Source organism: Variovorax sp. LjRoot175, from assembly GCF_964253805.1.
Taxonomy (GTDB): Bacteria; Pseudomonadota; Gammaproteobacteria; order Burkholderiales; family Burkholderiaceae_C; genus Variovorax.
On record NZ_CAXURY020000001.1, the window covers coordinates 3,792,139 to 3,818,677 of the forward strand.

Below are 26,539 nucleotides of genomic sequence, written 5' to 3' on the forward strand. Positions count from 1 at the left end.
AAAGTCCTAAATAAGCACGCCCGGCAGCCACAGCGCGATGGCGGGGAACACCATCAGCACGATGATCGCGAGCATGTAGACGCCCATGAAAGGCAGAACGCCGGAGAACACGTCGGTGATCGGCCCGGGCTGCCGTCGCATGCCCTGCAGCACGTAGAGCACGGTGCCGTCGGGCGGGCTGATCATCGCGATCTCGACCAGCATGGTGATCACCACGCCGAACCACACCGGGTCGTAGCCCAGCGCCGTCACCACCGGAAAGAGCAGCGGGATGGTGGTGATCACCATCGACATGCCTTCCATGAAGGTGCCCAGCGCGAGGTAGAAGCCGATGATCACCAGCATGATCACCCAGCCCGGAAAGGGCAGCCCCGTGAGGAACTTCGCCAGCATCTGCGGAATGCCCAGCGAGGAGAGGATGTAGTTGAGGAAGTAGGCGCCGAACAGGATCAGCGCGATCATCGAGGTGGTGCGCGCGGTGGCGCGCATCGATTCCGCCATCATCTTCCACGTCAGCTTGCGGTCGGCCAGCGCCAGCACCACGCTGCCGGCCACGCCCAGCGCGGCCGATTCGGTGGGCGTGGCCCAGCCGGCGTAGATGGTGCCGAGCACTAGTGCGATCAGCAGGGCCGTCGGCACCAGGTCCGACAGGCTCGCGATGCGATGCTTCCAGGTGATGGCCTTGGAAGCCGCGTCGCCGTGCAGCTCGAGCTTGAAGCTGTAGTAGAGGATCACCGCCGTGAACAGCAGCACCACCAGGATGCTCGGCCCCACCGCAGCGAGGTAGAGCGCACCCACCGAGGTCTCGGTGATCAGCCCGTAGATGATGAAGGTGATGCCCGGCGGGATCAGGTTGCCCAAGGCACCACCGGCCGCCAGCGAGCCCAGCACCAGCTTCGGGGGGTAGTGGCTCTTCTCGAAATACGGCAGCGCGACCGAGCCCATGGTCGCGGCCGTCGCCACGCTGGAGCCGGCCACCGCCGAGAACACGCCGCAGGCCATGACGTTGGTGTGCAGCAGGCCGCCGGGCAGTCGGCCCATCCAGATGTTGAGCGCGCGGTAGAGCCGCTCGGAGAGCCCGGCGCGCAGCATGATCTCTCCCATCAGCAGGAAGAGCGGGACCGACACCAGCACGAAGTTGGTCGAGGGCCCCCAGATCATTTCGCCGATGAAGTTCCAGAACGGCCGGTCCGACAGGCCGAAACCCGCCAGCAGCGAGAGCACGGCCAGCGCGGCGCCGACATAGATCCCGCCCGCGAAGAAGCCGACGAAGGCGAGCAGCACCGCGGCCAGCGCCCACCAGGGCACGCCGGCCGAGGCCACGGCGGCGGCATGGCCCTGCACGCCGAACAAGGAAGCGCCGCCGATCAGGAGGCCGATCGCGACGATGAAGACGATGGCGATCATCGGGTGGCTCCTGCGGCGGCGACGGGCTGCATGCCCTGCTGCGCTTCGGCCACGGCCTCGAGCGTTTCGGCGGCTTCGTCGATGTAGGTGCGCGCCATCAGCATGCGGTCCATCGCATCGGCATCGCCGATCGCCAGCTGGCGCAGCGCGCGCGCCGCGATGGCCAAACCGGCCAGGAGCAGCAGCGCCAGGCCCGCGGCCCACAAGCCCTGCGGAATCGCCAGCGGCGTGTGCAGCGCCGACAAGTCGGTGGCGCCGAAGTCCCACGAGTCCTTGGCGAGCGAGAACGCGCCCCAGGCGAAGAAGCCGGTGGCGACCAGCAGCGCGAGCAGCGAAGCGAGGTGCAGCCACACGCGCATCTTCAGCGGCAGCTTCTGCACCAGCACGTCGATGCGCACATGGCCGCGCTCGAACAGCGTGCCGGCCAGGCCCCAGCTCATGCCGATGGCCATCAGATAGCCGGTCACTTCGGTTGTCGCCTCGGTCGAGAAGCCCAGCAGGCGCCGCGCCCCGATGTCGAAGCAGATCAGCACCGTGATGACCAGGTAGCACCAGCCGGCGATGGTCATCGCCTTGCCGCTGACCCATTCGAGCGCGCGGAACATCAGCGGCTCGCGGCGTACTTGATGCCGGTGATCGGCGCGATCACGTCGTTGTAGACCGCCACGCAGCGTTCGCCGCAGCGCTTGATCCAGCCCGGCAGCACGTCATCGGCGAGCTGCTTCTTGAGGGTGGCGCTCACGTCGCCCTGCGGCTTGCCCTCCACCATCGGCTTCTTGACCAGCGTGTGCAGCTTGCAATCGGCCGCGCGGCCGACATTGCAGGCGATGCCGTCGTTGGTGGCTTCGACACCGAGCTTCCACTGCGCCTCCTGTACTTCGGACATCGTCTTCTCGAACTGCGCGCGCACGGCCGGATCGAGCTTGTTCCACCAGGCCAGGTTGACGAAGTAGCCCGAGGTGGACCACGAAAGCGGCAACGTGTAGAGGTGCGTCGTGACCTCGGGCCACTTCACACCGTTGCCCGACCCCGCGCCGGTGATGCCGCAATCGACCGTGCCGCGCTCCAGCGCGGTGTAGACCTCGCCGAAGGCCAGCGACACCGGCTGCGCGCCCAGGCCCTTCATGAGGTCGGCCGCCGAGGGACCGTTGGTCCGCACTTTCAGGCCCTTCAGGTCCGCGAGGCTCGCCACCGGCTTGCGGCAGAACAGCATCTGGCCCGAGAAGGGATAGGTCGCGACCAGCTTGATGCCCAGGCGTTCGAGTTCCTTGTTGGCCACCGGCACCATCGCATCGGCCACCTTGCGGGCCTGCGCGATGTCGGCGTTCATACCGGCCAGGTCCACGCCGTCGAGCATGGGCACGTCGCCCGACACGGTAGTCAGCGGCGCGGCGGCGATGTCGACCTGGCCCGAGCGCACCAGGCGCAGCACTTCGGGGCCGTTGACGTTGCGTTCGGGCCAGGACGAGAGCGTGACTTCCACGCGTCCGTTGGTGGCCTTGGCCATGCCGTCGCGCAGCAGCGGCTGGTCGACCTTGGTGTACTGCGGCAGGTTGGGCGCCACCTGGGTAATGGCCTGCACGGCGATCTTCGGGCCGGCGGGCACCTGGGCGAAGGCAGACACGGCAGCCAGCATCGCGGCGGCTGCGAGGCATGCAAGAGGAGGCAGGGAACGCTTCATCAGGAACTCCTGGAGGGAAACAAAGGGAAATGGAACGAGGAAGGGGGAGCGGCAGGCCGGACGGCTGCCTCACCCGTAGTACTGGAATTCGAGCATCACGCAGCCCGCCGGCGACGCGAAGGGGCCGTGCCAGACGCCCGGCGGGCGGCAGGCGAAGGTGTAGGGGCCGAAGGCTTCGCCACCCTGCCCTTCGGCATTGCAGCCGACCACGAGTTCGCCTTCGACGATGAAGACCTCCTCGTGGAAGTCATGGATCACCGGCCGGTCGATCAGCGCGCCGGTGGCCCAGCGTGCGAGCCGCGTGCGCGAGCCGGTGCGGGCCGCCGCGTCGAGGTTGTCGGCGAGCACCAGTTCCTCGATGCGACCGGCGGAAGAAGGCACCGGCACCCAGGCGGTCGATGCCGCATCGAGCCGGATCGCGAAGAACTCGCGATGTAATTTGCTTGACATGGCCTTGTGCATGGCGCGCAGTGTTGTCGCGCACCCCTGCCCGGTCAAACGGGAAATTTTTTTGGAGGCCGATAGGATTTTCTGATGCACGGCCCTGGCGCATGCCGCCGCCCCAGCAACGGGCGCGCGGTGTACCGAATGAGGGCAGACTCTAGGGCGCGAGCACGTCGTCGCGGCTGTTGGCGACGAACTGGTCGCAGGCCGCCTGGGCCATGTTGACCAGCGCCTCGGCCAGCGGCGAGGCGGGTTCCAGCCGCATGCTGGCAACCAGCGGCAGCGGGATCGGCAAGGGGTCGACGTCGAGCACGACGAGGCGCCCGAGGCGCAAGTCTTCCTGGATCACGGCGAGCGGCAGCAAAGCCGTGCCGAAGCCCGTGCGCGCGAGGTCGACCATGGCGCCCAGCGACGAGAAGTAGCTCACGCGCAGATTGGCGCAGCCGCTCGCGCCCTGTGCGATGTTGCGGTAGACGCCCGACTCGCGATGGAAGGAAATGATGGGCTGCTCGGCGATGTCGGCAAAGGACAGCAGCTTGCGCGCCGGCAGCTTCAGCGCCAGGCTCGGGCTCGCGACCCAGCGCATCGCGAAGTTCACCATGCGCCGGTTGTCGATGAAGCCCGGCGTGATCTCCTCGGAGAGGATGGCGCAGTCCAGCGTGCCGCGCAGCAGGTCGTCGCGCAGGTGCGGCGTGATGTCCGAGTCGAGCTCAAGCGTGGCGTTGGGGTAGCGCTCGGCAAAGCGCGACAGCAAGTCGGGCAGCCAGGTATGGACCACCGTCTCGATCACGCCGATGCGCAGCATGCCGGAGAAGGCATCGGCCTGGCCCATGGCACCGATCATGCGTGCCTGCATCTCGATCATGCGTTCCGCATAGGGCATGAGCTCGGTGCCGTGGTAGGTGAGCATGACGCCGCGGTGCTCGCGGTCGAAGAGCTTGACGCCGAACTGCTGCTCCAGCGTGGCGATGCGGCTGGAGATGCCGGCCTGCGTGGTGTGCATCTTGTCGGCAGCCGCCTTGAAGCTGCCGAGCTTGGCAACCCAGACGAAGGCCTCGAGAAAACGCACGTTCATGGGCGGAGTCTAGGCGACCCGCCGCAGTGCGGACGATGGGGGGTTCTACTCGCCGCGCGACACCGGACGGGCTTCCACGTCCGTCACACGGCCCGGATCGCGCAGGCGAACGGGGCTGTCGGCGGCTTCGCCGCGCGCTCGCGCCGCAGCCACGTCGGCCGCGGTGGGCTCGGCCGGGCGCGCTGCAGCCCGAAAGCGATCGAAGCCGTGGCGTGGATCGAAGCGCATCACCCACGGCTGGACCGGCTGCCCCGTGAGACGCGCCCAGCCATAGCGCAGGCCCCAGACCGCCGCCAACAGCAGCACGGCAACTGCGAGGCTGGCCGCGAACAAGAGGCCCAAGAAGAAAAGAACGAGGCGCAAAAGTAAGTTGAGCATCGAAGTTAGGCCACGGCCTCCAGGCTTTGTTCCCCGGCCTTGCGGAAGCTGAACTGCCCCGGCGCCTGGATCGGGTCGGTGGTGACGACGATCGTATCCTTCGGCCCGAAGCTGCCGTCGAGCAGCAGCTTCGAGAGCGGGTTCTCGATGCGCTGCTGGATGGCGCGCTTGAGCGGCCGGGCGCCGAACACCGGGTCGAAGCCGACCTTGGCGATCTCCGCCAGCGCCGCCGGCGACACCTCGAGCCCGAGGTCCATCTTGACCAGGCGCTCCTGCAGCACCTTGAGCTGGATGGCCGCGATCGCCTCAATATTCTTGGCGTCGAGCGCATGGAACACCACGGTCTCGTCGATGCGGTTCAGGAACTCGGGGCGGAAGTAGTTCTTCAGCTCGTCCCAGACCGCGTCCTTGATCTCTTCGTTCGGCCGGCCCACCATCGCCTGGATGATCGGCGAGCCGATGTTGCTGGTCATCACGATCACCGTGTTCTTGAAGTTCACGGTGCGGCCCTGGCCGTCGGTCAGGCGGCCGTCGTCAAGCACCTGCAGCAGGATGTTGAAGACGTCAGGATGCGCCTTCTCGACCTCGTCGAGCAGGAGCACGCTGTAAGGCTTGCGGCGCACCGCTTCGGTCAGGTGGCCGCCCTCCTCGTAGCCCACGTAGCCGGGCGGCGCGCCGATCAGGCGCGCGACCGAATGCTTCTCCATGAACTCGCTCATGTCGACGCGGATCAGGTGGTCTTCGCTGTCGAACAGGAAGCCCGCGAGCGCCTTGCACAGCTCGGTCTTGCCCACGCCCGTGGGGCCGAGGAACAGGAAGGAGCCGGTCGGGCGGTTCGGGTCCGCGAGGCCCGAGCGCGAGCGGCGAATCGCGTTGGCGACCGCGCCGATGGCCTCGTCCTGGCCGACCACGCGCTGGTGCAGCTTCTCTTCCATCATGAGCAGCTTGTCGCGCTCGCCTTGCATGAGCTTGGCCACCGGAATGCCGGTGGCGCGCGCCACGACTTCGGCGATCTCCTCGGCGCCGACCTGCGTGCGCAGCAGCGTGGGCGCGCTGGACTTGCCCTTGTTGGCCTCGGTGTCCTGCGCTTCCTTCAGGCGTTTCTCCAGGCCCGGCAGCTTGCCGTACTGCAGCTCGGCGACCTTGTTGAAGTCGCCCTTGCTGGTGAACTCGGCGATCTGGAACTTGATCTTGTCGATCTCCTCGCGGATCTGTGCGCTGCCCTGGGCCTGCGCCTTCTCGGCCTGCCAGATCTCGTCGAGATCCGCGATTTCCTTCTGCAGGCGCTCGATCTCGCCTTCGATCAGCGCCAGGCGCTTCTGCGAGGCCTCGTCCTTTTCGCGCCGCACGGCCTCGCGCTCGATCTGCAGCTGGATCAGGCGGCGATCGAGCCGGTCCATCACCTCGGGCTTGGAGTCCATCTCGATCTTGATCTTGGCCGCGGCCTCGTCGATCAGGTCGATGGCCTTGTCGGGCAGGAAGCGATCGGTGACATAGCGGTCGGACAGCTCCGCCGCGGCGACGATCGCCGGGTCGGTGATGTCGACGCCGTGGTGCACCTCGTACTTTTCCTTCAGGCCGCGCAGGATCGCAACCGTCGCCTCCACGCTGGGCTCGCCCACCAGGATCTTCTGGAAGCGGCGCTCCAGCGCGGCATCCTTCTCGATGTACTTGCGGTATTCGTCGAGCGTGGTGGCGCCCACGCAATGCAGCTCGCCGCGCGCGAGCGCGGGCTTGAGCATGTTGCCGGCGTCCATCGCGCCCTCGGCCTTGCCGGCGCCGACCATGGTGTGCAGCTCGTCGATGAAGACGATGGTCTGGCCCTCGTCCTTCGCGAGCTCGTTGAGCACGGTCTTCAGGCGCTCCTCGAATTCGCCGCGGTACTTGGCGCCGGCGAGCAGCGCCGCCATGTCGAGCGAGAGCACGCGCTTGCCCTTGAGCGACTCGGGCACCTCGCCGGCGACGATGCGCTGCGCCAGGCCTTCGACGATGGCGGTCTTGCCGACACCGGGCTCGCCGATCAGCACGGGGTTGTTCTTGGTGCGGCGTTGCAGTACCTGGATGGCGCGGCGGATTTCCTCGTCGCGGCCGATCACCGGATCGAGCTTGCCGAGGCGAGCGCGCTCGGTGAGGTCCAGGCAGTATTTCTTGAGCGCTTCGCGCTGGCCCTCGGCATCGGCGCTGTTCACGCCCTGCCCGCCCCGAACAGCATCGATAGCGGCTTCGACCGATTTGCGCGTCACGCCGTGGCTGCGCGCCAGGTTGCCGATCTCGGCCTTGCTGTCGGCCAGCGCGAGCAGGAAGAGCTCTCCGGCGATGAACTGGTCGTTGCGCTTGATGGCTTCCTTCTCGGTCGCCTGCAGCAGCTTGCCCAGCTCGGGGCCGACCTGAACCTGGTCATGGCCCTGCACCTGCGGCAGCTTCTTGATCGCCGCTTCGGCGGCCTGCAAGAGGCCCGGCACGTTGGCGCCGGCGCGCTGGAGCAAGGCGCGCGGGCCGTCGTCCTGGCGCAGCATGGCCACCAGCAGGTGGACCGGTTCGATATAGGGGTTGTCGTTGCCGAGAGCGAGCGATTGCGCGTCGGCGAGGGCTTCCTGGAATTTGGTTGTGAGTTTGTCTTGGCGCATGAATGACTCCGATTCCCCGGCATGTAGGGGTGGGCGGCACCGAATTCAAGCGGAAAGCAACGACCCTACACCTAAACAGGCAGCGAGGAAAAGAAGTCCATGATCTCGCGCCCCAGCGCCTCTTCGCCGCTGTTGAAGTGGGCCATGACGGACATGTGGTTATGGCCTCGCATCTGCAGAAAACGCGGTGCGCGCCGGCGCGCGTCGGCCAGGCGGTGAGCGAATTCGAGCCCGTAGACATCGAGCAGGGGGTTCTCGAACTCGGCGATCACGATGAAGGCGGGGATGTCGCTCAAGCCCGCAAGGCGCATCGGCGAGCGCTCTGCATAGAGCGAAACGTCGTCGCCGAAGTAGGCACGGACGCCCGGCGCATTGGGGTTCTCGGGCGATTGGTCGGCCTGGAGGCGCGCCGAGACGAGCACTACGGCCCGCGCATGGCATCCGCCCGGCTGCAGATCCGGATCGAATGCGTAGTTCGCCACATGCGTCCCGCCCGCGGAATGGCCGATCAGCATCATGCGGGACGGATCGCCTCCGTAATCCGCCACCTGTGCATGCAGCCAGGCCATGGCCTGGGCCACGTCGCGCGCACCGCCGGGGTAAGGCGCCTCGGGCGCCAGCCGGTACTCGATATTGACGCCGACGAAGCCCTGCCGCGCGAACCAGTGAAGCACGTTGTCGTAGAGCTCTGCGCTCGTGCACTTGTCGCCGCGCACGAAGGCGCCGCCATGGACGAAGGCCACCACGGGCGCATGCCTCGCGCCGCTCGGGCGAAAAATGTCGAGCACCTGGCGTGCGTGCGTGCCGTAGGCCAGGTTCCGCGCCACCGCCACGCCATTTTTGGGAGCGCTCGCGAGCAGCGGTGCGTAGGCGTCCTTGACGCGTTGACTGTGCCCTGGGAGATCGAGCGCCCAGCGCGGGCCGATCTCGGCCATCAGCGCGCGCAGGGTTTCGGGACCCTCGATCATTCCGTCATTGCGCGAGCCCCGCGTTCTTGACGACCACCGACCACTTGCCGACTTCGCTGCGCGCAAAAGCGGCGAAGGCGTCGGGCACGGCCTCTTCGGGCTGTGCGCCGAGCTCGTGCAGGCGCTTCTGCATGTCCGGCATCCTGAGCACGGCCGTGATCTCGGCGTTGAGCCGATCGAGCACCGGCTTCGGCAGTCCGGCTGGCGCGAAAACGCCGAACCAGGCTGTGACCTCGTAGCCCGCGAGCCCGCTCTCGATCACGGTCGGCACCTCGGGCAACAAGGCGCTGCGCGTCCTGCCGGTCACTGCCAGCGCCTTGAGCTTGCCGGACTGCACATAGGGCAAGGCCGTGGCCTGCAGATCGAACATCAGCGGCACATGGCCCGCCACCACGTCGTTGAGCGCGGGAGCGCTGCCCTTGTAGGGCACGTGCAGCAGCTTGATGCCGGCGGCCGAGGCCAGCAGCTCGCCGGCCAGGTGGTTGGAGGTTCCGAGCCCGGCCGATGCGTAGCTCAGCTCGCCGGGTCTGGTCTTGGCCTGCGCGACCATATCGGCCACGTTCCTGGCGGCGAAGGACGGATGTGCCACAAGCACGAAGGGAATGGAGGCCAGCGGCGCAACCGGCGTGAAGTCTTTCACCGGCTCGTAGCCGACCTTGTTCATGGCCGGATTGATGGCCTGCGAGCTGACGGTGCCCATCAGCAGCGTGTAGCCGTCGGCTGCGGCAGCCGCGACGAACCTGGCGCCGATGGCGGTGGCCGCACCGGCGCGGTTGTCGACCACCACCGGCTGCCCGAGCCGCTCGGCCAGCTTCTGGCCCACGGTGCGCGCAAGGATGTCGGCCGAGCCGCCGGCCGGGTACGGCACCACCATCGTGACCGGACGCTGCGGATACGCGCCCTGCGCATGAACCGGCGGCGCGAGCGCGACCGCGCCGACGGCCGCCATCAGGCAGCAGCCCAAAGTTTCCATCAGTGGGTTCATGGCTTCGTCCTCAATGCGCCGAAACCGCGGCGCGATCCACTTCGGGCACTTCCGGTATCTCGACGCCGTAGGGCGCGACGTCGGCGCGGATCCGGTCCAGCGCACGCCGGATGATCGCGATCTCCTGGTCGGGATGGGTCGCGCCCAACCCGTGCTCGGCCGCCAGCGCCCGGTTGCGCCCTGCCCGCACCCGCTCGTCGTCAGGCAGGTTGACCACCGCATAGACGCCGTTGAGCAGGCTGCCGCGCAGTTTCTTGGCCACCTTTTCGCCGAGCAGGCGGCGCTCGTCCGCGGACAGCTCGGCAAAGAACCTGCGCATGATGATGCGGCCGAACTGGATGTGCCGCGCCTCGTCGCGCAGGATCAGCTGGCAGGCGGTGCGGATCGACTTGAAGCGCGCGTTCTCGTAGCGCGCCTGCAGCAGCTCGCCCGAGAGCTGCTCGAACAGCGTGTTGACCGCGAGCCCCGCGAAGAAGGACATCGCCTTTTCGTCGCGCTCGTCGTGGAAGCGCGGGATCACCGCCTTGAAGTAGTCGGCGCGCGGCTCGTCCTGGTAGCCAGCCAGCCCGCGCGCGACGAGGAATGAGGCCTCGTGATGGCGCAGCTCCTCCGCGATGAAGTTGACGATGTGCTGCTTGATCTCGAAAGGCTGGTGCGCGAACACGGCTTCGCGCAGCCGTTCGGTGCCGTAGGGAATGGCACCGTGCTCCATCCAGGCGCGCAGGCTCCACCATTCCGCACCGGCTTCTCGCACCTCGGCGGGAAGCTCCGCGTCGCGGAGGTCCGAGAAATCGATCGCGGCCGGATTCCATGCCAGTTCGCGCGATTGTTCGCACAGGCGCCAGACCTCCGGATATTCGATCTCGGACTTGATGGGATACGGGTTCGGAACCGGGGTGAGTTCTTCGAGAAGCGAAGGCTGCATCGTGTGGTCTTTCTCAGTTTCAGCCGCATGCTGCGGCAGCGCGGGTGCTTCGTCCAATACCGTTTGAAGGGGCTGGTGATAGGCTGGAGCGATCACCAATCCTGGAAGCAGCGATGGACCTTCGTCAGCTCCGGCAATTCGTCGCGGTCGCGGAAGAGCGCAGCTTCCGGCGCGCCGCGGAGCGCCTTCACGTGTCGCAGCCGCCTCTGAGCGTGGCCGTGCAGCGGCTCGAAGCCGAGGTAGGCGCAACCCTGCTGGACCGCACCCGCCACCATGTGCGCCTGACCGTGGCCGGCGAGGCCTTCCTGCGCGAAGCGCGGCGTACGCTGGCGCATGCGCAGCTGTCGATCGAGATCGCGCAGCGCGCAGCGGCCGGCAAGCTCGGCACGCTGCGACTGTCCTTCGTGCCCAGCGCCGCGCTGGGCGTGGTGCCGCGGCTCCTGCGCGCCTTTCGCGAGGACTACCCCGACGTCAAGCTGGTGCTGACCGGCGACACCACCTCGCAGCAGGTGGCGGCGCTTCTGAGCGGCGCCATCGACGTCGGCATCGTCGTGCCACCGCTGCACGACGCGGGCGACTTCCGGATCCAGCCCTTCTGCGACCAGGAGCTCACGCTGGCGGTGCCCGACACGCATCCGCTCGCGCAGCAGAAGCGCGTGCAGCTGCGCGACTTGGCCTCGGAGCCTTTCGTCGGTTTTCCCTTCAAGGAAGGGCCCGGCTTCGAGAGCGTGGTGATGGCGGCCTGCCAGGACAGCGGCTTCATACCGAACTTCGTCCAGGTCGCCTCGCAGATGCAGACCATCCTCGCGCTGGTGGGCGGCGGCCTGGGCATCGCGCTGGTGCCGCAGGCCATGCAGGCGGTGCAGACCGAGCACGTGGTCTACCTGCAGGTGCGGCGGCGCAACGCACCGGTCAAGTACGCGCTGGGGCTGGCCTTCCGGCCGTCCAACGGCAACCCGGCGCTGGATGCCTTCATTGCGATGGCGCATCGGCTGCGCCGGCGATGAAAGCGAACCGCGCTCGTTCAGAATAGCCTCCCTGGAACCCGGGCACGCGTGTTGCTCGCTCGTTCGTTCTTTATTCAATCGTCTGGAGTTGCTCATGTTCTGTTCAAGGTGGATTGCCGCTTCCGCGCCGCGCCGTGTCTTCGCGCTCGGGCTCCTGGCCGCGATTGCGGGCTTCTCTGGCTTCGCGCAGGCGCAGCAGGGCACGCCGATCAAGCTGCTGGTCGGCTTTCCTGCCGGCGCCGGCAGCGACGCGATCGCCCGCACGCTGGCCGAGAAGCTCAAGGACCAGCTGGGCGCGCCGGTGGTGGTCGAGAACCGCGCCGGTGCCGGTGGCCAGATCGCCGCGCAGGCCCTCAAGGCCGCCGCACCGGACGGTCACACGCTGTTCCTCTCGCACGACCACAGCATTTCGATCCTGCCGCAGGTGGTGAAGAACGCGGGTTTCAATCCGGCCACCGATTTCGTGCCGGTCGCCGGCTTCGCGACCTTCGCCAACGTGCTCGCGGTATCGGGCGGTACCCCGGCGAAGAACCTGGACGAGTACCTCAAATGGGTGCGCACCCAGCGCGGCGGCAAGGACACCATCGGCGTGCCGGCGCCGGCCTCGATCCCCGAGTTCCTGGTGAAGATGATCGGCACCAAGTACAAGATCGACGTGCAGTCGGCGCCCTACCGCGGCAGCGCGCCGATGACGGCCGACATGCTGGGCAACCAGATCAGCGCCGGCATCGCCTCGGTGCCCGACTTCATCGAGAACCATCGGGCGGGCAAGGTGCGCATCGTCGCCACCATCGGCAGCAAGCGCCAGGCGCTGCTGCCGCAGGTGCCGACCTTTACCGAGCTCGGCTTCGCGAACCTGGAAGACCTGCCCTACTACGGCGTGTTCGCGCCCGTCGGCACGCCGCAGCCGGTCATCGATCGCTTCGGCGATGCCCTGGCCAAGGTGCTGGCCATGCCAGACGTGAAGCAGAAGCTCACCACGATGGGCCTGACGGTCGCCTACGAGCCGCAAGGCCAGTTCGCGGGGCGCGTGCGGAGCTATACGCAGACCTGGGAAGGCATCATCAAGGCCAGCGGCTTCACCCCTCAATAGTGTTGGCCCCCCGGCTTTTCACGCCGCTTTGCGGCGTGTAACTCCACCCCCCAAGGGGGAGGCGCGGCCCGCCTTGGGGCGGCCCGGCGGCGGCCGCATGACTCAAGCGTTGCTGACGGTGATGCCCCAGCGCGCCAGGGCGGCATCGTCGTCCACGCGCGCATCGACCCAGCGCGCGCCGTCGGGCGTCTGCTCCTTCTTCCAGAACGGCGCCTGCGTCTTGAGGTAGTCCATCAGGAACTCGCAGGCCTGGAAGCTCTGGCCGCGGTGGGCCGAGATCACCGCCACCATCATGATCTGGTCGAGCGGCTGCAAGAGGCCGACGCGATGGATCACGCGCGCGCCGAGGATGTCGAAGCGGCGATGCGCCTCGTCGATCATGGCTTCGATGGATTTCTCGGTCATGCCGGGGTAGTGCTCGAGCTCCATCGAAGCGACCGCATCCCCATCGTTGCGGTCACGCACGGTGCCGATGAAGCTGCAGACCGCTCCGACCCGCTTGTCGTCGCCGCGCAACGCGGCGATCTCGTGCGCGAGGTCGAAATCGCCTGTTTGAATGAAAACGCGTGGGCTGCCCATGGCCGGATTGTGGCACCGCGCTAGACTGCGGCGATGCCTTCCCGCGCCCCGCACCGCCGCCCCGCTTCGCCCGAAGCGATGGCCTGCGTGCGCGTGGGCGGCAAAGCCAAAAAACCAGAGCTCGTCTGACCGGAGCTTCGGTTCCGTCGTCGGATGAGCGACGGAACTGCAAGGCTCCAGCTGAAGCTGTTTTCTCGTGTGCGCGCATCCGATGGTGGTTCTTCCATCGGTCGATTCCTGAAGGACATCCGCGTGCACCCCTCTTCTTCCACCCCTGATTTCTCGGGCCTCTGGATCCCGCTCGTGACGCCGTTTCGCAAGGGCGGCACCGTCGACCACGCGGCGCTCGCCGCGCTGGCCGAGCGGCTCGCGTCCACCGGCATTGCCGGCTTCGTGGTCTGCGGCTCGACCGGCGAGGCAGCGGCGCTCGACGGCGACGAACAGCTGGCCGTGCTCGCCACGGTCGCGAAGGCCGCGCCCGCGCTGCCGCGCATCATGGGCATCTCGGGCTACCACCTCGGCAAGACGCTGGACTGGGTGCGCCAGCTGAACGACTTCGGGCTGGCCGGGCTGCTGGTGCCGGCGCCGAGCTACATCCGGCCCTCGCAGGCAGGCCTCGTCGCGTGGTTCGGCGCGATCGCTGAAGCGAGCGCCGTGCCGCTCCTGGTCTACGACATCCCCTGCCGCACCGGCGCGACGATCGCACGCGAGACGCTGCTCTCGCTGGCGGCCGACCCGCGCATCCGCGCCATCAAGGACTGTGGCGGCGACTTGGCCAAGACGCGGGCGCTGATCGCCGACGGCCGGCTGCAGGTGCTGGCCGGCGAAGACGCACAGCTCTTCGGCACGCTGGCCGAGGGCGGCGTGGGCGCCATCGCGGCCAGCGCGCATCTGCAGACCGCGCGTTTCGTGCAGGTCGCGCAGCTGTTGCGCGAAGGCCGGCTGGCCGAAGCGCGCGCGCAATGGCAACCGTTGCTGCCCTTGATCGAAGCGCTCTTCGCCGAACCGAACCCCGGACCGTTGAAGGCCGTGCTCGCCAACGAAGGATGGATGCAGGACGAGTTGCGCGCGCCGATGACGCGGGCCGGCAGCGCGCTGCGCGAGCACCTCTTCCGGATGCAGGCCGCGCTCAGCCGCCCGTGACCGGCGGGAAGAAGGCCACTTCCTGGCCTTCGCGCAGCGCAGCGCTCTCGGCGCTCATGACCTGGTCGAGCGCCATGCGCACGGCCTTGCCGCGAGCCAGCGCGCTTGCATGGGGCTCGCCGCGCGCGATCAACTCGTCGCGCAGCGCGGCCAGATCGGACGCGCCGGTCTCGACGGTCTCGCTGCCGGTTCCCAGTGCCTCGCGCACCGAGGCGAAATAACGCACCGTGACTTTCATGTTCAGGCCAGGAGCGATGCGAAGGGAATGAACTGCACGGTGTCGCCGGCCTTGAAGGGCCGGCCCGCCGGCGTGTCGATCACGCCGTCGCCCCAGACCATCGAGGTCAGCACGCCGGAGCTCTGGTTGCCGAACAGGTCGAGCCCGCCCGCGGCGTTGCGCCGCGCGCGCAGGAACTCGCGGCGCCGGTCGGCGCGCGGCCAGTCGAAATCGGCACGCATCGCGATCGGCGCCGGCGCCACGCGCGTCGCGCCCTGCAGAGTTAGCAGGAACGGGCGCACGAGCAGCAGGAATGTCAGGAAGCTCGAAACCGGGTTGCCGGGCAGCCCGGTGAGGTGCGCGTCGCCGATGCGGCCGTAGGCGAAGGGCTTGCCCGGCTTCATCGAAAGCGACCACAGGTCGAGCTGGCCCAGCGCCTGCACGGCGGCCTTGATGTGGTCTTCCTCGCCGACCGACACGCCGCCGGTGGTGATGATCACGTCGCTGCGAAGCGACGCGGCGCGCAGGGCCTCGATGGTCGCGTCGCGCCGGTCAGGCACGATGCCCAGATCGCTCACTTCGCAGCCCAGCCGCTGGAGCAGCGCCCGCATGAAGAAGCGGTTGGAGTTGTAGATCGAGCCCGGCTTCATCGCCTCAGGCGCCACCTCGCCGGGCATCACGAGTTCGTCGCCGGTCGACAGCAGCGTGACGCGCGGGCGTTTCGCCACCTGCAACCGGTCGAGGCCGACGCTGGCGGCCAGCCCCAGGCCCGCGGGCGTGAGGCGTTCGCCCCTGGACAGCACCACGTCGCCGGCCGCCACGTCTTCGCCGGCGCGGCGAATCCACCGGCCCGCGGCGGGCACGGTCTCGATGCGCACGCTTCCGAGGCCGCCCTCCTCGGGCAGCGCGCTCGTGTCTTCCTGCATCACGACCGCGTCGGCGCCTTCGGGAATCTGCGCGCCGGTGAAGATACGCGCTGCCGTGCCGGCCGCAAGCGGCGTGCCCACGCTGCCGGCCGGAATGCGCTGCGCCACCCGCAACACCGCGCCGGGTGCCGCGCAATCGGCTACGCGCAGCGCGTAGCCGTCCATCGAGCTGTTGTCACGCGGCGGCACGGTGAGTGCCGACACCACGTCCTGCGCGAGCACGCGGCCGTCGGCCTCGAAGGTGGAGACGCTTTCGATGCCGACTTGCGGCGTGGCGGCCGCGAGCAGGCGCGCGAGCGCTTCGTCGAGCGGCATCAGGGGAGGACGTGCGGATGGATCAGCCATGGCGTTCCACCTTGTACTCGAAACGCCCCGCGTTCTGCAGCAGCCAGTCGCCGATGCCATCGACGTCATTCAGGTCGAAGATCGGCAGCTCGGTGGCGGTAGGCAGGCGTTCCGGCGTGTCGGTCGCGATCGCGACGATGTGCGCGTCTTCCACGTAGCGCGCGGGGCGAGCGGCCTCGCCCTCCCCGGGCTCGCGCCAGATCTCGATCTTGAGCAGGTCGCTGTGCTTGAAGCCTTCGACCAGCACCCAGTCGACACGGTCATCGAGCTCGGCCACCAGGTCGTGCACGCCGAGCTGCGTCGGCCGCTCGAACTCGCGGATCAGCGCGAGCCGCTTGTCCGACCCGACCACCACCTCGAAGGCACCTGCTTCGCGATGCCGGAAGGTGTCCTTGCCCGGATGGTCGATGTCGAACTTGTGATGGGCATGCTTGACCACCGAAACGCGCAGGCCGTGCAGCTTGAGCACGGGGATCAGGCGTTCGACCAGCGTGGTCTTGCCCGCGCCCGAGAAGCCGGCGAAGCCGATGACTTTCATGCGCCGCCTTCGCGATCAATCACAGTGCTGGGCAATGTAGGCTTTCACCGCCTCGGCCTCGGCCGGCAGCTTGACGACGCGCTTGGGCAGCGCCTCGATGCCTTCGAAGCGCGCGGGGCGCTCGGGCTCATGGCCCAGTGCCTCGACGATGGTTTCGGCGAACTTGATGGGCAGCGCGGTCTCGAGCACGATCATCGGAATGCCCGGTGCGAGATGCTCGCGGGCGGCCTTGAGGCCATCGGCCGTGTGTGTGTCGATCAGCGTGGCGAAGCGCTTGTCCGTGTCGCGGATGGTCGCGAGCCGATCTGCATGCGTGCTGCGGCTGCTCGTGAAACCGAAGCGTTCGGAAGCCTGCGCGAAGGCCGGGTCGGCGCTCAGGTCGAAGCGGCCGTTGCGGCCGAGCTCGCCTTCGAACAGGCCGCGCGCCTTCGCTGCATCGCGGCCCACGAGATCGAACACGAAGCGCTCGAAGTTGCTGGCCTTGGAGATGTCCATCGAGGGGCTCGAGGTCTCGTGCGTGTCGGCGGCCGAGCGCACGCGGTAGACGCCGGTGCGGAAGAACTCGTCGAGCACGTCGTTCTCGTTGGTCGCGACCACCAGCGTGCGGATCGGCAGGCCCATCGAACGCGCCACGTGGCCGGCGCAGACGTTGCCGAAGTTGCCGGAGGGCACGGCAAAGCTCACCTGCTTTTCGTTGTCCGCCGTCGCTTGAAAGTAGCCGGCAAAGTAATAGACCACCTGCGCCAAGAGGCGCGCCCAGTTGATCGAATTGACGGTGCCGATCCTGTACTTGCGCTTGAAATTCAGGTCGTTCGAGACCGCCTTGACGATGTCCTGGCAGTCGTCGAACACGCCGGCGATCGCGATGTTGTGGATGTTGGCGTCCTGCAGGCTGAACATCTGCGCCTGCTGGAACGGGCTCATGCGGCCGTCGGGCGAGGTCATGAAGACGCGCACGCCCTTCTTGCCGCGCATCGCGTATTCGGCGGCGCTGCCGGTGTCGCCGCTGGTCGCGCCGAGGATGTTGAGCTCCTCGCCGCGGCGCGCGAGTTCGTACTCGAACAGGTTGCCGAGCAGCTGCATCGCCATGTCCTTGAAGGCGAGCGTGGGGCCGTTGGACAGGGCCTCGAGGTAGACGCCATCTTCGAGCTCGCGCAGCGGCACGATCTCGGGCGTGCCGAACACCTCGGCGGTGTAGGTCTTGGCGCAGATCGCCTTCAGGTCGGCCGGCGGAATGTCGTCGATGTAGAGCGAGAGCACTTCGAAGGCCAGATCGGCGTACGGCAGGCCGCGCCACTTCGCGAGCGTGGCCGCGTCGACCTGCGGGTAGCGCTCGGGCAGGTACAAGCCGCCGTCGGGCGCCAGGCCTTCCAGCAGGATCTCGCAGAAGCGGCGGCGGTCCGGATGGCCGCGCGTGGACAGGTAGCGCATCAGGACAGCTCTTCCTTGCGGATGCGCACGATCGGCGCCAGCACCGTGGGCAGCGCCTGCAGCTGGGCGAGCGCGTCGTCCAGCGTGCCTTCGCGCGTGTCGTGCGTGAGGATGATCAGGTCGGTCTGCGTCGAACCCTCGCCGCCCACCTCGTCGGCTTCGCGCTGCAGCACCGCATCGATGCTGATGCCGGCCGTGGCGAGCAGCCCCGTGACCTGGGCCAGCACGCCGGCCTCGTCGGCGACGCGCAGGCGCAGGTAGTAGCTGGTCACGACCTCGGCCATCGGCAGCACCTTGAGGTCGCTCATGGCGTCGGGATGGAAGGCCAGGTGCGGCACGCGGTGCGCCGCGTCGGCCGTGTGCAGACGGGTGATGTCGACCAGGTCGGCGATCACCGCGCTGGCGGTGGGCTCGCTGCCGGCGCCTTTGCCGTAGTAGAGCGTGGTGCCGACGGCATCGCCGTTGACCACCACGGCGTTCATCGCGCCTTCGACGTTCGCGAGCAGGCGTTTCGAGGGCACGAGACTCGGGTGCACTCGCAGTTCGATGCCCTGCGCCTTCCGCTTGGTGATGCCGAGCAGCTTGATGCGGTAGCCCAGCTGCTCGGCGTACTTGATGTCCTGCGCCGCGAGCTTGGTGATGCCCTCGACATGCGCCCTGTCGAACTGGACCGGGATGCCGAAGGCGATGGCGCTCATCAGCGTGACCTTGTGCGCGGCGTCGACGCCTTCGATGTCGAAGGTCGGGTCGGCTTCGGCGTAACCGAGGCGTTGCGCCTCCTTCAGCACGGTGCCGAAATCGAGGCCCTTGTCGCGCATCTCCGAGAGGATGAAGTTGGTGGTGCCGTTGATGATGCCGGCGATCCACTGGATGCTGTTGGCCGTGAGCCCTTCGCGCAGCGCCTTGATGATCGGGATGCCGCCGGCCACGGCGGCCTCGAAGGCCACCATCACGCCCTTGGCATGGGCGGCCGCGAAGATTTCGGTGCCGTGCACCGCGAGCAGCGCCTTGTTGGCGGTAACCACGTGCTTGCCCGCGGCGATCGCCTCGAGCACCAGTTCCTTCGCGATGCCGTAGCCGCCGATCAGCTCGATCACGATGTCGATGTCGGGGTTGGCGATCACGGCGCGCGCGTCGTTCACGACCTGCACGCCCTCGCCGACGGCAGCCTTGGCGCGCGCCAGGTCGAGGTCGGCGACCATCGTGATCTCGATGCCGCGCCCGGCACGGCGCTTGATTTCTTCCTGGTTGCGCCGCAGCACCTGAAAGGTGCCGCTACCGACCGTGCCGATGCCGAGCAGGCCTACTTGGATGGGTTTCATTCGTTTCGTCTCTTGAGCGATGAGGGCCTCAGGCGGCGGCCCGGTTTCTGTAGCGTTCGAGGAAGTCGGCGATGCGCTGCACCGCTTCGCGCAGGTCTTCCTCATGCGGGAGGAACACGATGCGGAAATGGTCCGGCGTCGCCCAGTTGAAGCCGGTGCCCTGCACCAGCATCACCTTGGTTTCCTTCAGCAGCTCGAGAAAGAACTGCCGGTCGTCGTCGATCGGGTAGACCTTGGGGTCCAGCTTGGGGAACATGTAGAGCGCGGCATTCGGCTTGACGCAAGTCACCCCGGGGATGGCGGTGATGAGCTCGTAGGCCAGATCGCGCTGGTGGCGCAGGCGGCCGCCGGGCCCCACGAGGTCGTTGATGCTCTGGTAGCCGCCGAGCGCCGTCTGGATCGCCCATTGACCCGGCACGTTGGGACACAGGCGCATGTTCGAAAGCATGTTGAGGCCTTCGATGTAGTCCTGCGCGATCTTCTTGTCGCCCGACACCACGAGCCAGCCGGCGCGGTAGCCGCAGGAGCGGTAGCTCTTCGACAGCGAGTTGAAGGTCAGGGTCAGCACATCCTTCGACAGGCTGGCGATGGCGGTGTGCTTGACGCCGTCGTACAGCACCTTGTCGTAGACCTCGTCGGCAAGGATCACGAGGCCGTGCTCGCGCGCGATCGCGACGATGCTCTTGAGCAACTCGTCCGAATACAGCGCACCTGTCGGGTTGTTGGGGTTGATGACCACGATGCCCTTGGTCCGGGGCGTGATCTTGGCGCGGATGTCGTCGAGGCTCGGCATCCACCCGTTGTCCTCGTCGCAGAGATAGTGCACCGGCTTGCCGCCCGAAAGGCTCGCGACCGCAGTCCACAGCGGGTAGTCGGGGGCAGGCAGCAGCAGCTCGTCGCCGTCGTTGAGCAGCGCGTTGGCGGCCATCGCGATCAATTCGCTGGCGCCGTTGCCCAGGTAGATGTCGTCGAGCGTCACGCCCGCGATGCCCTGTTTCTGGGTCTCGTGCATCACCGCCTTGCGCGCCGCGAAGATGCCCTTGCTGTCCGAGTAGCCGGACGAGGCCGGCAGGTTGCGGATCATGTCCTGCTGCACCTCTTCGGGCGCATCGAAGCCGAACGGCGCGAGGTTGCCGATATTGAGCTTGATGATCTTCTGGCCCTCTTCCTCCATCTGCTTCGCGGCGTCCATGATCGGGCCGCGGATGTCGTAGAGCACGTTGGCCAGCTTGGCCGATTTCTTGATCGCTTTCAAAGTCCCTCCAAGGGCGTCTGCACGGGGGAAAACCTATAATTTGACCACAGTTCCCCCGGCCTCCCGATGAAGCTCCAGCCCGACAAATCCGACGTCCAGACCCTCACCGCACACGGTCCCGGCTGGGTGGCCGTCAACAACGAGAAGATCGAAAGCAGCGTGGTGATCGGCTCGCGCGGCGAGCGCTTCGCGTGGGACTGCACCCGCTTCGACCAGCTCGGCGCCGAGCATTTCGCGCAGTTGGCCTCGATGGGCGCCGAACTGATCATCTTCGGCAGCGGCGGGCGCATCCGTTTTCCGCAGGCAGCCTGGCTGCAGCCGCTCATGGCGCAGCGCACGGGCGTGGAGACCATGGACACGGCCGCCGCCTGCCGCACCTACAACATCCTCGCGGGCGAAGGCCGTCATGTGGTTGCCGCCCTGCTGGTCGAGAGGCCGGATGACGGCAAGTAGAGGGCGTTTCGGGGTAAAATAGCGGGTTGCAAAGCGGCAGCCCGCCCAGTAAAGCAACGACCAATCCTCCATTTCGAGCGCCTCCAGAGCCAGGAGCGGGCTCGAACATGGAATCAAACGGAGAAAACAAGTTTCATGGCGATCGTTGTCAACAAACCCATTCCCGAATTCGACGCCAACGCCACCGGCGGCATCAAGGTTTCGAACACCTCGCACCTCGGGCACGTGCTGGTGATGTACTTCTATCCCAAGGACAACACGCCCGGTTGCACCACCGAAGCGATGCAGTTCCGCGACCGCTACAAGGATTTCGTGAAAGCCGGCGCCACCGTTTTCGGCGTGTCGCGCGACAACATGAAGTCGCACGACGAATTCAAGGCCAAGCTCGAGCTCCCTTTCGAGCTGATTGCCGACACCGAAGAAAAGATGTGCCACATGTTCGGCGTGGTCAAGAACAAGATCATGTACGGCAAGAAGGTCAAGGGCATCGAGCGCAGCACCTTTCTGATCGGTGCCGACGGCGTGCTCAAGGCCGAATGGCGCGGCCTCAAGGTCCCAGGCCATGTCGATGACGTGCTCAAAGCAGTCAAGGCGCTCAAGAAGGCCGCCTGATCTCCTGCAAGCGTGTACTTTTGCGCGGTCGCGTTGGCGATGCGCAACGTTCACGGGAGGTGACACATTCGATGTGCATAATGGTTTCATGCCGTTGAGCTCCACGACCGCATCCCCCGAACAAAGCCGCCCTGGTCTTCAGGCGGCTTTTTCGCTTTCTGGCCTCTTTCTTTTTGCGAGCGAACTGCCCCATGCCCCTGCCTCCCGCACCCACGAAACGCGCCGCATTGCTTTCGCCGGACGCGCACGACGCGCCCGCCCGTTCTTCGCACGGAAGAAACGGCCGCCGCTCGTCCGATCGGCGAACTGAAGAGACCCGGTCCAACGGGCCCCAGCCGCTCGAACTGTTCGACCGTCACGCCGCAGAAGGCGGCGGAAGCATCGAGGCGCCGCCCGTGCCCAAAGTCAGGGCGCTGGCGCCCTCTCCGGCGCCGACCGCGCCGTCGCGCAGCCAGATCGAGAGCCGCCCCGCTCCAGCCCCCGCTGCACCGCAGAACGCGGCGCGCGCCAAGCGCAGCAAACCCAACGGCCCGGCCAAGCTGTTCGTGCTGGACACCAACGTGCTGCTGCACGACCCGATGTGCCTGTTCCGCTTCGAGGAGCACGACATCTTCCTGCCGATGATCGTGCTGGAGGAACTTGACGGCCACAAGAAAGGCACGACCGAAGTCGCGCGCAACGGCCGCCAGACCAGCCGCACCCTCGATGCGCTCGCCGGCACGCAGGGCGCCGACATCGCCAAGGGCCTGAAGCTCGACTCCACCGGCCACCGGGAGTCCGGCGGCAAGCTGTTCTTCCAGACCGCTCCGCTCGACTATTCGCTGCCGACCAGCCTGCCCCAGGGCAAGGCCGACAACCAGATCCTCGGCGTCGTGCAGGCGCTGCGGGATCTCTACGCGCAAGACGCGCCGGGCCGGCCGAAGCAAGAAGTGGTGCTGGTGTCGAAAGACATCAACATGCGCGTCAAGGCGCGTGCGCTCGGCCTCGCGGCGGACGACTACCAGAACGACAAGACGCTCGAAGACGGCGACCTGCTCTACTCCGGCTCGCTGGCGCTGCCGGCCGATTTCTGGACGCGCCAGAGCAAGACCATCGAAAGCTGGCAGAGCGGCAGCAGCACCTTTTACCGCATCAGCGGCCCGATCGTCCCGAACCTCTACATCAACCAGTTCGTCTACTTCGAGGCGCCCGGCGAGCCGAGCATGTATGCACGGGTCACCGAGATCCGGGACAAGACGGCGGTGCTCAAGACGCTCAAGGATTACGGGTCGATCAAGAATGCCGTCTGGGGCGTGAACACGCGCAACCGCGAGCAGAACTTCGCGATGAACCTGCTGATGGACCCCGAGGTCGACTTCGTCACGCTGACCGGCACCGCCGGCACCGGCAAGACGCTGATGGCGCTGGCATCGGGCCTCACCCAGGTGCTCGACGATCGGCGCTACACCGAGATCATCATGACCCGCGCGACCGTGAGCGTCGGCGAAGACATCGGCTTCCTGCCCGGCACCGAAGAGGAAAAAATGGGGCCCTGGATGGGCGCGCTCGACGACAACCTCGAGTTCCTGGCCAAGGGCGACAGCGGCGGCGCAGGCGAATGGGGCCGCGCGGCCACCAACGAGCTGATTCGCAGCCGCATCAAGATCAAGAGCATGAACTTCATGCGCGGCCGCACCTTCCTGAACAAGTACGTGATCATCGACGAGGCGCAGAACCTGACGCCCAAGCAGATGAAGACGCTGGTCACGCGCGCGGGCCCGGGCACCAAGATCATCTGCATGGGCAACCTGGCGCAGATCGACACACCCTATCTCACAGAAGGCTCCTCCGGCCTGACCTTCGCGGTCGACAAGTTCAAGGGCTGGCCGCACAGCGGGCACATCACGCTGGCGCGCGGCGAACGCTCGCGCCTGGCGGATTTCGCGAGCGACGTGCTGTAGCCGGCCTGCGTTCCTGCGCTTTGCGCGAAGGCTGCTGACAGGACGTTGTCAGTAGCCCCCGCGCAGCATTGGCGGCATGAACCGCAGGAATTGGATCGCCGTCGCCAGCGCAGAACATGCACGCCGTGGGCGCGACCACGCCGGCCTGGGCTTCATGCAGGTCGGCCATGGCAAACTCGCGCCCCTCCGGCGCCTCGCGCCGGGTGATCGTGTCGCCTATTACGCGCCCGCCACGGTGCTCCACGGCACCGACAAGCTGCAGAGCTTCGTCTCGATCGGCGTCGTGCAGAAGGGCGAGCCCTACGAAGCGGACATGGGCGGCGGCTTCGTGGCGTGGCGACGCGACGTGGGCTACGTGGCCGCGCAGGAGGCACCGATCCTGCCGCTCATCGACCACCTCGACTTCGTCGAGGACCCGAAGCGCTGGGGCTACAAGCTCCGCTTCGGGCTGCTCGAAGTCAGCGACCACGACATCCACCTGATCGCCGGCGCCATGAACGCCAGCATCAGGGCATTGGACCTTTGATTCAAGAGGAGAAGAAACCATGCAACCCCAGCTCCAACGCCATGACGCGTTCAGCATCGCCGGCCTGACCGTGCGAACCACAAACCGCGAGGAAAACGATCCGCAATCGGCCCGGATCGGGAAGCTCTGGACGCGCTTCTTCGACGAGCGAGCCTATGAAAGGCCGCACCGGATCAACGACATGCGGCTCTACGGCGTCTATTCGGCCTACGAATCCGATGCGCATGGCGCCTTCGACATCACGACCGGCGTGGCCGTCTCGGGCGGCCCGGCGACCGTGCGGATCGAAGCCGGCGATTACCTCGTCTTCAGCGGACAAGGCGAAATGCCGCAGATGGTGCTCGCGGTCTGGCAGTCGATCTGGCAGTATTTCGAGCAGCACCCGGAAATCAAGCGCACCTATCGCAGCGACTTCGAGGCTTACAGCGGCCCCGACCAGGTCGCCATCCACATCGGCGTCAACCTGGACTGACAAAGATTTCGACAAGAAGCCCGTTCGACATTGACCTGCCTGCATGCGCCGCGCCGACCGCCTGTTCCAGATCGTCCAGCTCATCCGCGGGCGACGACTCACGACCGCCGCATTCCTGGGACAGCGCCTGGAAGTGTCGGAACGCACCGTCTACCGCGATGTGGCCGACCTGCAGCGCCAGGGCGTGCCGATCGAAGGGGAAGCCGGCGTCGGCTACCGCTTGGGCGCCGGCTTCGACCTGCCGCCGCTCATGTTCACGCAGGATGAGGCCGCGGCCCTCGTCGCCTCGGCGAGGCTGGCCCAGAGCTCGGTCGATCCCGCCCTGGCGCGCGACATCCAGACCGCGCTCGGCAAGATCCTCTCGGTGCTGCCGCCGGCAGCGCGCGCCTCGGCAGAAAGCCTGGCGCTCTTCGCGCCGGCGTTCTCCATCGACGATGGCACGCGCGCCCGTTTGCAGACGCTGCGCGAAGCGGTGCAGTCGCGCAACAAGCTGAGCATGGACTACCGCGACGTCAGCGGCGCGCCGAGCCAGCGCATCGTGCGGCCGCTCGGCTGTTTCTATTGGGGCCGGGTCTGGACCTTCTCGGCCTGGTGCGAGCTGCGGCAGGACTTTCGAGCCTTCCGGATCGATCGCATCGACCAGGTCGAAGTTCTGCCCGAGCGCTTTCGCGACGAACCCGGCAAGACGCTGGCCGAGATGCTGCGCCGCCTGCAGGAGGACCCGGCGGAACCTCAATCGTCCGGGCTGCGGTAGCGTCCGTCCGCGCCGCCGGCCAGGGTCAGAAGTCGGCGCCTCCGCCGCCAGCCAGGTTCTCGAACTTGGTGAGCGGCTTGAGGAATGCAAGCTTGACCGTGCCCGTCGGGCCGTTGCGATGCTTGCTGATGATCACCTCGGCCACGCCGGGCTCCTTGCTGTTCTTGTCGTAGTAGTCGTCGCGGTAGATGAACATGATGATGTCGGCGTCCTGCTCGATGGCACCGGACTCCCGGAGATCGCTCATCATCGGACGCTTGTCGGTCCGGCTTTCCACACCGCGGCTGAGCTGCGACAACGCGATCACCGGGCATTTGAGTTCCTTTGCCAGCATCTTCAGTCCGCGCGAGATCTCGCCCACGGCCGTGGCGCGGTTCTCGTCGCTCATGCTGCTCGACACGCTCATCAGCTGAAGGTAGTCGACCACGATCAGGCCGAGCTTCCCGTACTGGCGCGCGAGGCGGCGTGCGTTTGCACGAAGTTCGCTGGTCGTGAGGCCCGGTGTCTCGTCGATGTGCAGCGACACGTTGCGCAGCTTCTCGATGGCCTCGGTGAGGCGCGGCCATTCTTCGTCGGTGAGCTTGCCGGTCCGCAGGTGCCCCTGGTCGATGCGCCCGATCGAGCCGACGATACGCACCGCCAACTGCGAAGCGCCCATTTCCATCGAGAACACCGCGACCGGCAACCCCTCGTTGAGCGCCACATGCTCGGCGATGTTGATCGCCAGCGAAGTCTTCCCCATGGATGGACGCGCGGCCAGCACGATCATGTCCCCCGGCTGCAGGCCCGAGGTCATCTTGTCGAAGTCGTAGAAACCCGTGCGCACACCGGTGATGTCGTTGGGGTTCTCCGCCATCTCGGTCACGCGGTCCAGCAGTTCGACCACCAGGGAATCCATGCCCTGGAAGCCCTGCTTCATGCGCGTGCCTTCCTCACCGATGTTGAAGATCTTCTGTTCGGCCTCGTCGAGGATCTTGTCGACCGACTTGCCTTGGGTATTGAAAGCGTTGGTCGCGATTTCGTCGCTGGCGCTCACCAGCTTGCGCAGGATCGAGCGCTCGCGCACGATCTCTGCGTAGCGGCGAATGTTGCTCGCGCTCGGCACGTACTGCGCCAGCGAATTCAGGTAGACCAGACCGCCGATTTCCTCGGCCTTGCCAAGGTTCTGCAGCTGCTCGTAGACGGTGATCACGTCAGCCGGCTTGCTGGCGTTGATCAGCGTTCCTATCGCCGCATAGATCAGCTTGTGCTCGTGGCGATAGAAGTCGCCGTCGACGAGCAGGTCGCCCATGCGGTCCCAGGCGCCGTTGTCGAGCAAGAGGCCGCCGAGCACGCTCGATTCGGCCTCGATCGAATGCGGGGGGATGCGCAGCTGCGCAACTTGGCGGTCGGCCGACGGATCGTTGTCGGCATAGGAGAAAACGGCGGACATGGAC

At 67.0% G+C, this 26,539-nt stretch carries 27 protein-coding genes; 9 read left to right on the forward strand and 18 right to left on the reverse strand.

Going from position 1 to position 26,539, the window contains the following annotated elements:
- Positions 1-6 precede the first annotated feature (6 nt).
- The 10 genes from ACSQ89_RS18765 to ACSQ89_RS18810 all read right to left on the reverse strand — a co-directional run bounded on the left by ACSQ89_RS18765 (position 7) and on the right by ACSQ89_RS18810 (position 10,490).
- Positions 7-1,407, reverse strand: a complete 1,401-nt coding sequence (locus tag ACSQ89_RS18765) for a TRAP transporter large permease (protein ID WP_093109802.1) — start codon at positions 1,405-1,407, stop codon at positions 7-9.
- Positions 1,404-2,012 carry a TRAP transporter small permease subunit gene (locus ACSQ89_RS18770; RefSeq protein WP_093109803.1) on the reverse strand — a complete coding sequence of 203 codons (609 nt, stop codon included), beginning with the start codon at positions 2,010-2,012 and terminating at the stop codon, positions 1,404-1,406. Before ACSQ89_RS18770 ends, ACSQ89_RS18765 begins: the two co-directional genes overlap by 4 nt.
- Positions 2,012-3,088, reverse strand: coding sequence for a TRAP transporter substrate-binding protein (locus ACSQ89_RS18775; protein WP_093109804.1), 1,077 nt, complete (start codon positions 3,086-3,088; stop codon positions 2,012-2,014). Before ACSQ89_RS18775 ends, ACSQ89_RS18770 begins: the two co-directional genes overlap by 1 nt.
- Positions 3,089-3,157: 69 nt before the next feature.
- A complete protein-coding gene (locus ACSQ89_RS18780; protein WP_436296338.1) occupies positions 3,158-3,538 on the reverse strand; it encodes a cupin in 381 nt (126 codons plus the stop codon).
- A gap of 151 nt (positions 3,539-3,689) precedes the next feature.
- Positions 3,690-4,607, reverse strand: coding sequence for a LysR family transcriptional regulator (locus ACSQ89_RS18785; RefSeq protein ID WP_093109806.1), 918 nt, complete (start codon positions 4,605-4,607; stop codon positions 3,690-3,692).
- Between the two features lie 45 nt (positions 4,608-4,652).
- A complete protein-coding gene (locus ACSQ89_RS18790; protein ID WP_093109807.1) occupies positions 4,653-4,985 on the reverse strand; it encodes a hypothetical protein in 333 nt (110 codons plus the stop codon).
- A 5-nt stretch (positions 4,986-4,990) separates the two neighbouring features.
- Complete coding sequence (gene clpB, locus ACSQ89_RS18795; RefSeq protein WP_436296339.1) at positions 4,991-7,612, reverse strand: ATP-dependent chaperone ClpB; 2,622 nt, start codon at positions 7,610-7,612, stop codon at positions 4,991-4,993.
- Positions 7,613-7,683: 71 nt separating this feature from the next.
- Complete coding sequence (locus ACSQ89_RS18800; protein ID WP_436296340.1) at positions 7,684-8,580, reverse strand: alpha/beta hydrolase; 897 nt, start codon at positions 8,578-8,580, stop codon at positions 7,684-7,686.
- Between the two features lie 4 nt (positions 8,581-8,584).
- Entirely contained in the window at positions 8,585-9,565 is a 981-nt protein-coding gene (locus tag ACSQ89_RS18805) for a Bug family tripartite tricarboxylate transporter substrate binding protein (protein WP_436291114.1), read from the reverse strand.
- A gap of 10 nt (positions 9,566-9,575) precedes the next feature.
- Positions 9,576-10,490, reverse strand: coding sequence for a ferritin-like domain-containing protein (locus ACSQ89_RS18810; protein ID WP_436291113.1), 915 nt, complete (start codon positions 10,488-10,490; stop codon positions 9,576-9,578).
- 113 nt (positions 10,491-10,603) lie between these two features.
- Between ACSQ89_RS18810 and ACSQ89_RS18815 the strand changes: the two genes are divergently transcribed.
- Both ACSQ89_RS18815 and ACSQ89_RS18820 read left to right on the forward strand, forming a co-directional pair.
- Positions 10,604-11,497, forward strand: a complete 894-nt coding sequence (locus tag ACSQ89_RS18815; RefSeq protein ID WP_093109810.1) for a LysR family transcriptional regulator — start codon at positions 10,604-10,606, stop codon at positions 11,495-11,497.
- A gap of 94 nt (positions 11,498-11,591) precedes the next feature.
- Positions 11,592-12,590 carry a Bug family tripartite tricarboxylate transporter substrate binding protein gene (locus ACSQ89_RS18820; RefSeq protein ID WP_093109811.1) on the forward strand — a complete coding sequence of 333 codons (999 nt, stop codon included), beginning with the start codon at positions 11,592-11,594 and terminating at the stop codon, positions 12,588-12,590.
- Positions 12,591-12,692: 102 nt separating this feature from the next.
- On the opposite strand, the gene ACSQ89_RS18825 is transcribed toward ACSQ89_RS18820, so the two are convergent.
- Positions 12,693-13,169: a molybdenum cofactor biosynthesis protein MoaE gene (locus tag ACSQ89_RS18825; protein WP_093109812.1), complete on the reverse strand. Its 477-nt coding sequence runs from the start codon at positions 13,167-13,169 to the stop codon at positions 12,693-12,695.
- Positions 13,170-13,322: 153 nt separating this feature from the next.
- On the opposite strand from ACSQ89_RS18825, the gene dapA reads away from it, so the two are divergent.
- Positions 13,323-14,312, forward strand: a complete 990-nt coding sequence (dapA, locus tag ACSQ89_RS18830) for a 4-hydroxy-tetrahydrodipicolinate synthase (RefSeq protein WP_436291111.1) — start codon at positions 13,323-13,325, stop codon at positions 14,310-14,312.
- Here the strand turns inward: dapA and moaD are convergent.
- From moaD to ACSQ89_RS18860, 6 genes are read right to left on the reverse strand one after another with little or no spacing between them, the layout of a single operon-like run.
- On the reverse strand, positions 14,299-14,550 hold the full coding sequence (gene moaD, locus ACSQ89_RS18835; protein ID WP_126836506.1) for a molybdopterin converting factor subunit 1: 252 nt from the start codon (positions 14,548-14,550) through the stop codon (positions 14,299-14,301). The genes dapA and moaD overlap by 14 nt on opposite strands.
- Positions 14,551-14,552: 2 nt before the next feature.
- Positions 14,553-15,800: a molybdopterin molybdotransferase MoeA gene (locus ACSQ89_RS18840; protein ID WP_436291110.1), complete on the reverse strand. Its 1,248-nt coding sequence runs from the start codon at positions 15,798-15,800 to the stop codon at positions 14,553-14,555.
- Complete coding sequence (gene mobB, locus ACSQ89_RS18845) at positions 15,793-16,338, reverse strand: molybdopterin-guanine dinucleotide biosynthesis protein B (protein ID WP_436291109.1); 546 nt, start codon at positions 16,336-16,338, stop codon at positions 15,793-15,795. Before mobB ends, ACSQ89_RS18840 begins: the two co-directional genes overlap by 8 nt.
- Positions 16,339-16,353: 15 nt before the next feature.
- Positions 16,354-17,769 (reverse strand): threonine synthase, encoded by a 1,416-nt coding sequence (thrC, locus tag ACSQ89_RS18850; protein WP_436291108.1) that lies wholly within the window; start codon positions 17,767-17,769, stop codon positions 16,354-16,356.
- Positions 17,769-19,091 (reverse strand): homoserine dehydrogenase, encoded by a 1,323-nt coding sequence (locus ACSQ89_RS18855; protein ID WP_093109818.1) that lies wholly within the window; start codon positions 19,089-19,091, stop codon positions 17,769-17,771. Before ACSQ89_RS18855 ends, thrC begins: the two co-directional genes overlap by 1 nt.
- 28 nt (positions 19,092-19,119) lie before the next feature.
- Positions 19,120-20,346, reverse strand: coding sequence for a pyridoxal phosphate-dependent aminotransferase (locus ACSQ89_RS18860; protein WP_093109819.1), 1,227 nt, complete (start codon positions 20,344-20,346; stop codon positions 19,120-19,122).
- Between the two features lie 66 nt (positions 20,347-20,412).
- Between ACSQ89_RS18860 and ACSQ89_RS18865 the strand changes: the two genes are divergently transcribed.
- From ACSQ89_RS18865 to ACSQ89_RS18890, 6 genes are all read left to right on the forward strand, one after another.
- Positions 20,413-20,799 carry an Mth938-like domain-containing protein gene (locus ACSQ89_RS18865; protein ID WP_093109820.1) on the forward strand — a complete coding sequence of 129 codons (387 nt, stop codon included), beginning with the start codon at positions 20,413-20,415 and terminating at the stop codon, positions 20,797-20,799.
- A 135-nt stretch (positions 20,800-20,934) separates the two neighbouring features.
- Positions 20,935-21,411, forward strand: coding sequence for a peroxiredoxin (locus ACSQ89_RS18870; RefSeq protein WP_093109821.1), 477 nt, complete (start codon positions 20,935-20,937; stop codon positions 21,409-21,411).
- A 191-nt stretch (positions 21,412-21,602) separates the two neighbouring features.
- Positions 21,603-23,351 (forward strand): PhoH family protein, encoded by a 1,749-nt coding sequence (locus tag ACSQ89_RS18875; RefSeq protein ID WP_436291107.1) that lies wholly within the window; start codon positions 21,603-21,605, stop codon positions 23,349-23,351.
- A gap of 76 nt (positions 23,352-23,427) precedes the next feature.
- On the forward strand, positions 23,428-23,877 hold the full coding sequence (locus tag ACSQ89_RS18880) for an EVE domain-containing protein (RefSeq protein WP_436291106.1): 450 nt from the start codon (positions 23,428-23,430) through the stop codon (positions 23,875-23,877).
- 19 nt (positions 23,878-23,896) lie between these two features.
- Complete coding sequence (locus ACSQ89_RS18885; protein WP_093109824.1) at positions 23,897-24,349, forward strand: GyrI-like domain-containing protein; 453 nt, start codon at positions 23,897-23,899, stop codon at positions 24,347-24,349.
- Positions 24,350-24,392: 43 nt separating this feature from the next.
- Entirely contained in the window at positions 24,393-25,103 is a 711-nt protein-coding gene (locus ACSQ89_RS18890; protein WP_093109825.1) for a helix-turn-helix transcriptional regulator, read from the forward strand.
- Positions 25,104-25,128: 25 nt separating this feature from the next.
- On the opposite strand, the gene dnaB is transcribed toward ACSQ89_RS18890, so the two are convergent.
- A complete protein-coding gene (gene dnaB, locus ACSQ89_RS18895) occupies positions 25,129-26,535 on the reverse strand; it encodes a replicative DNA helicase (RefSeq protein ID WP_093109826.1) in 1,407 nt (468 codons plus the stop codon).
- Between the last annotated feature and the right edge of the window lie 4 nt (positions 26,536-26,539).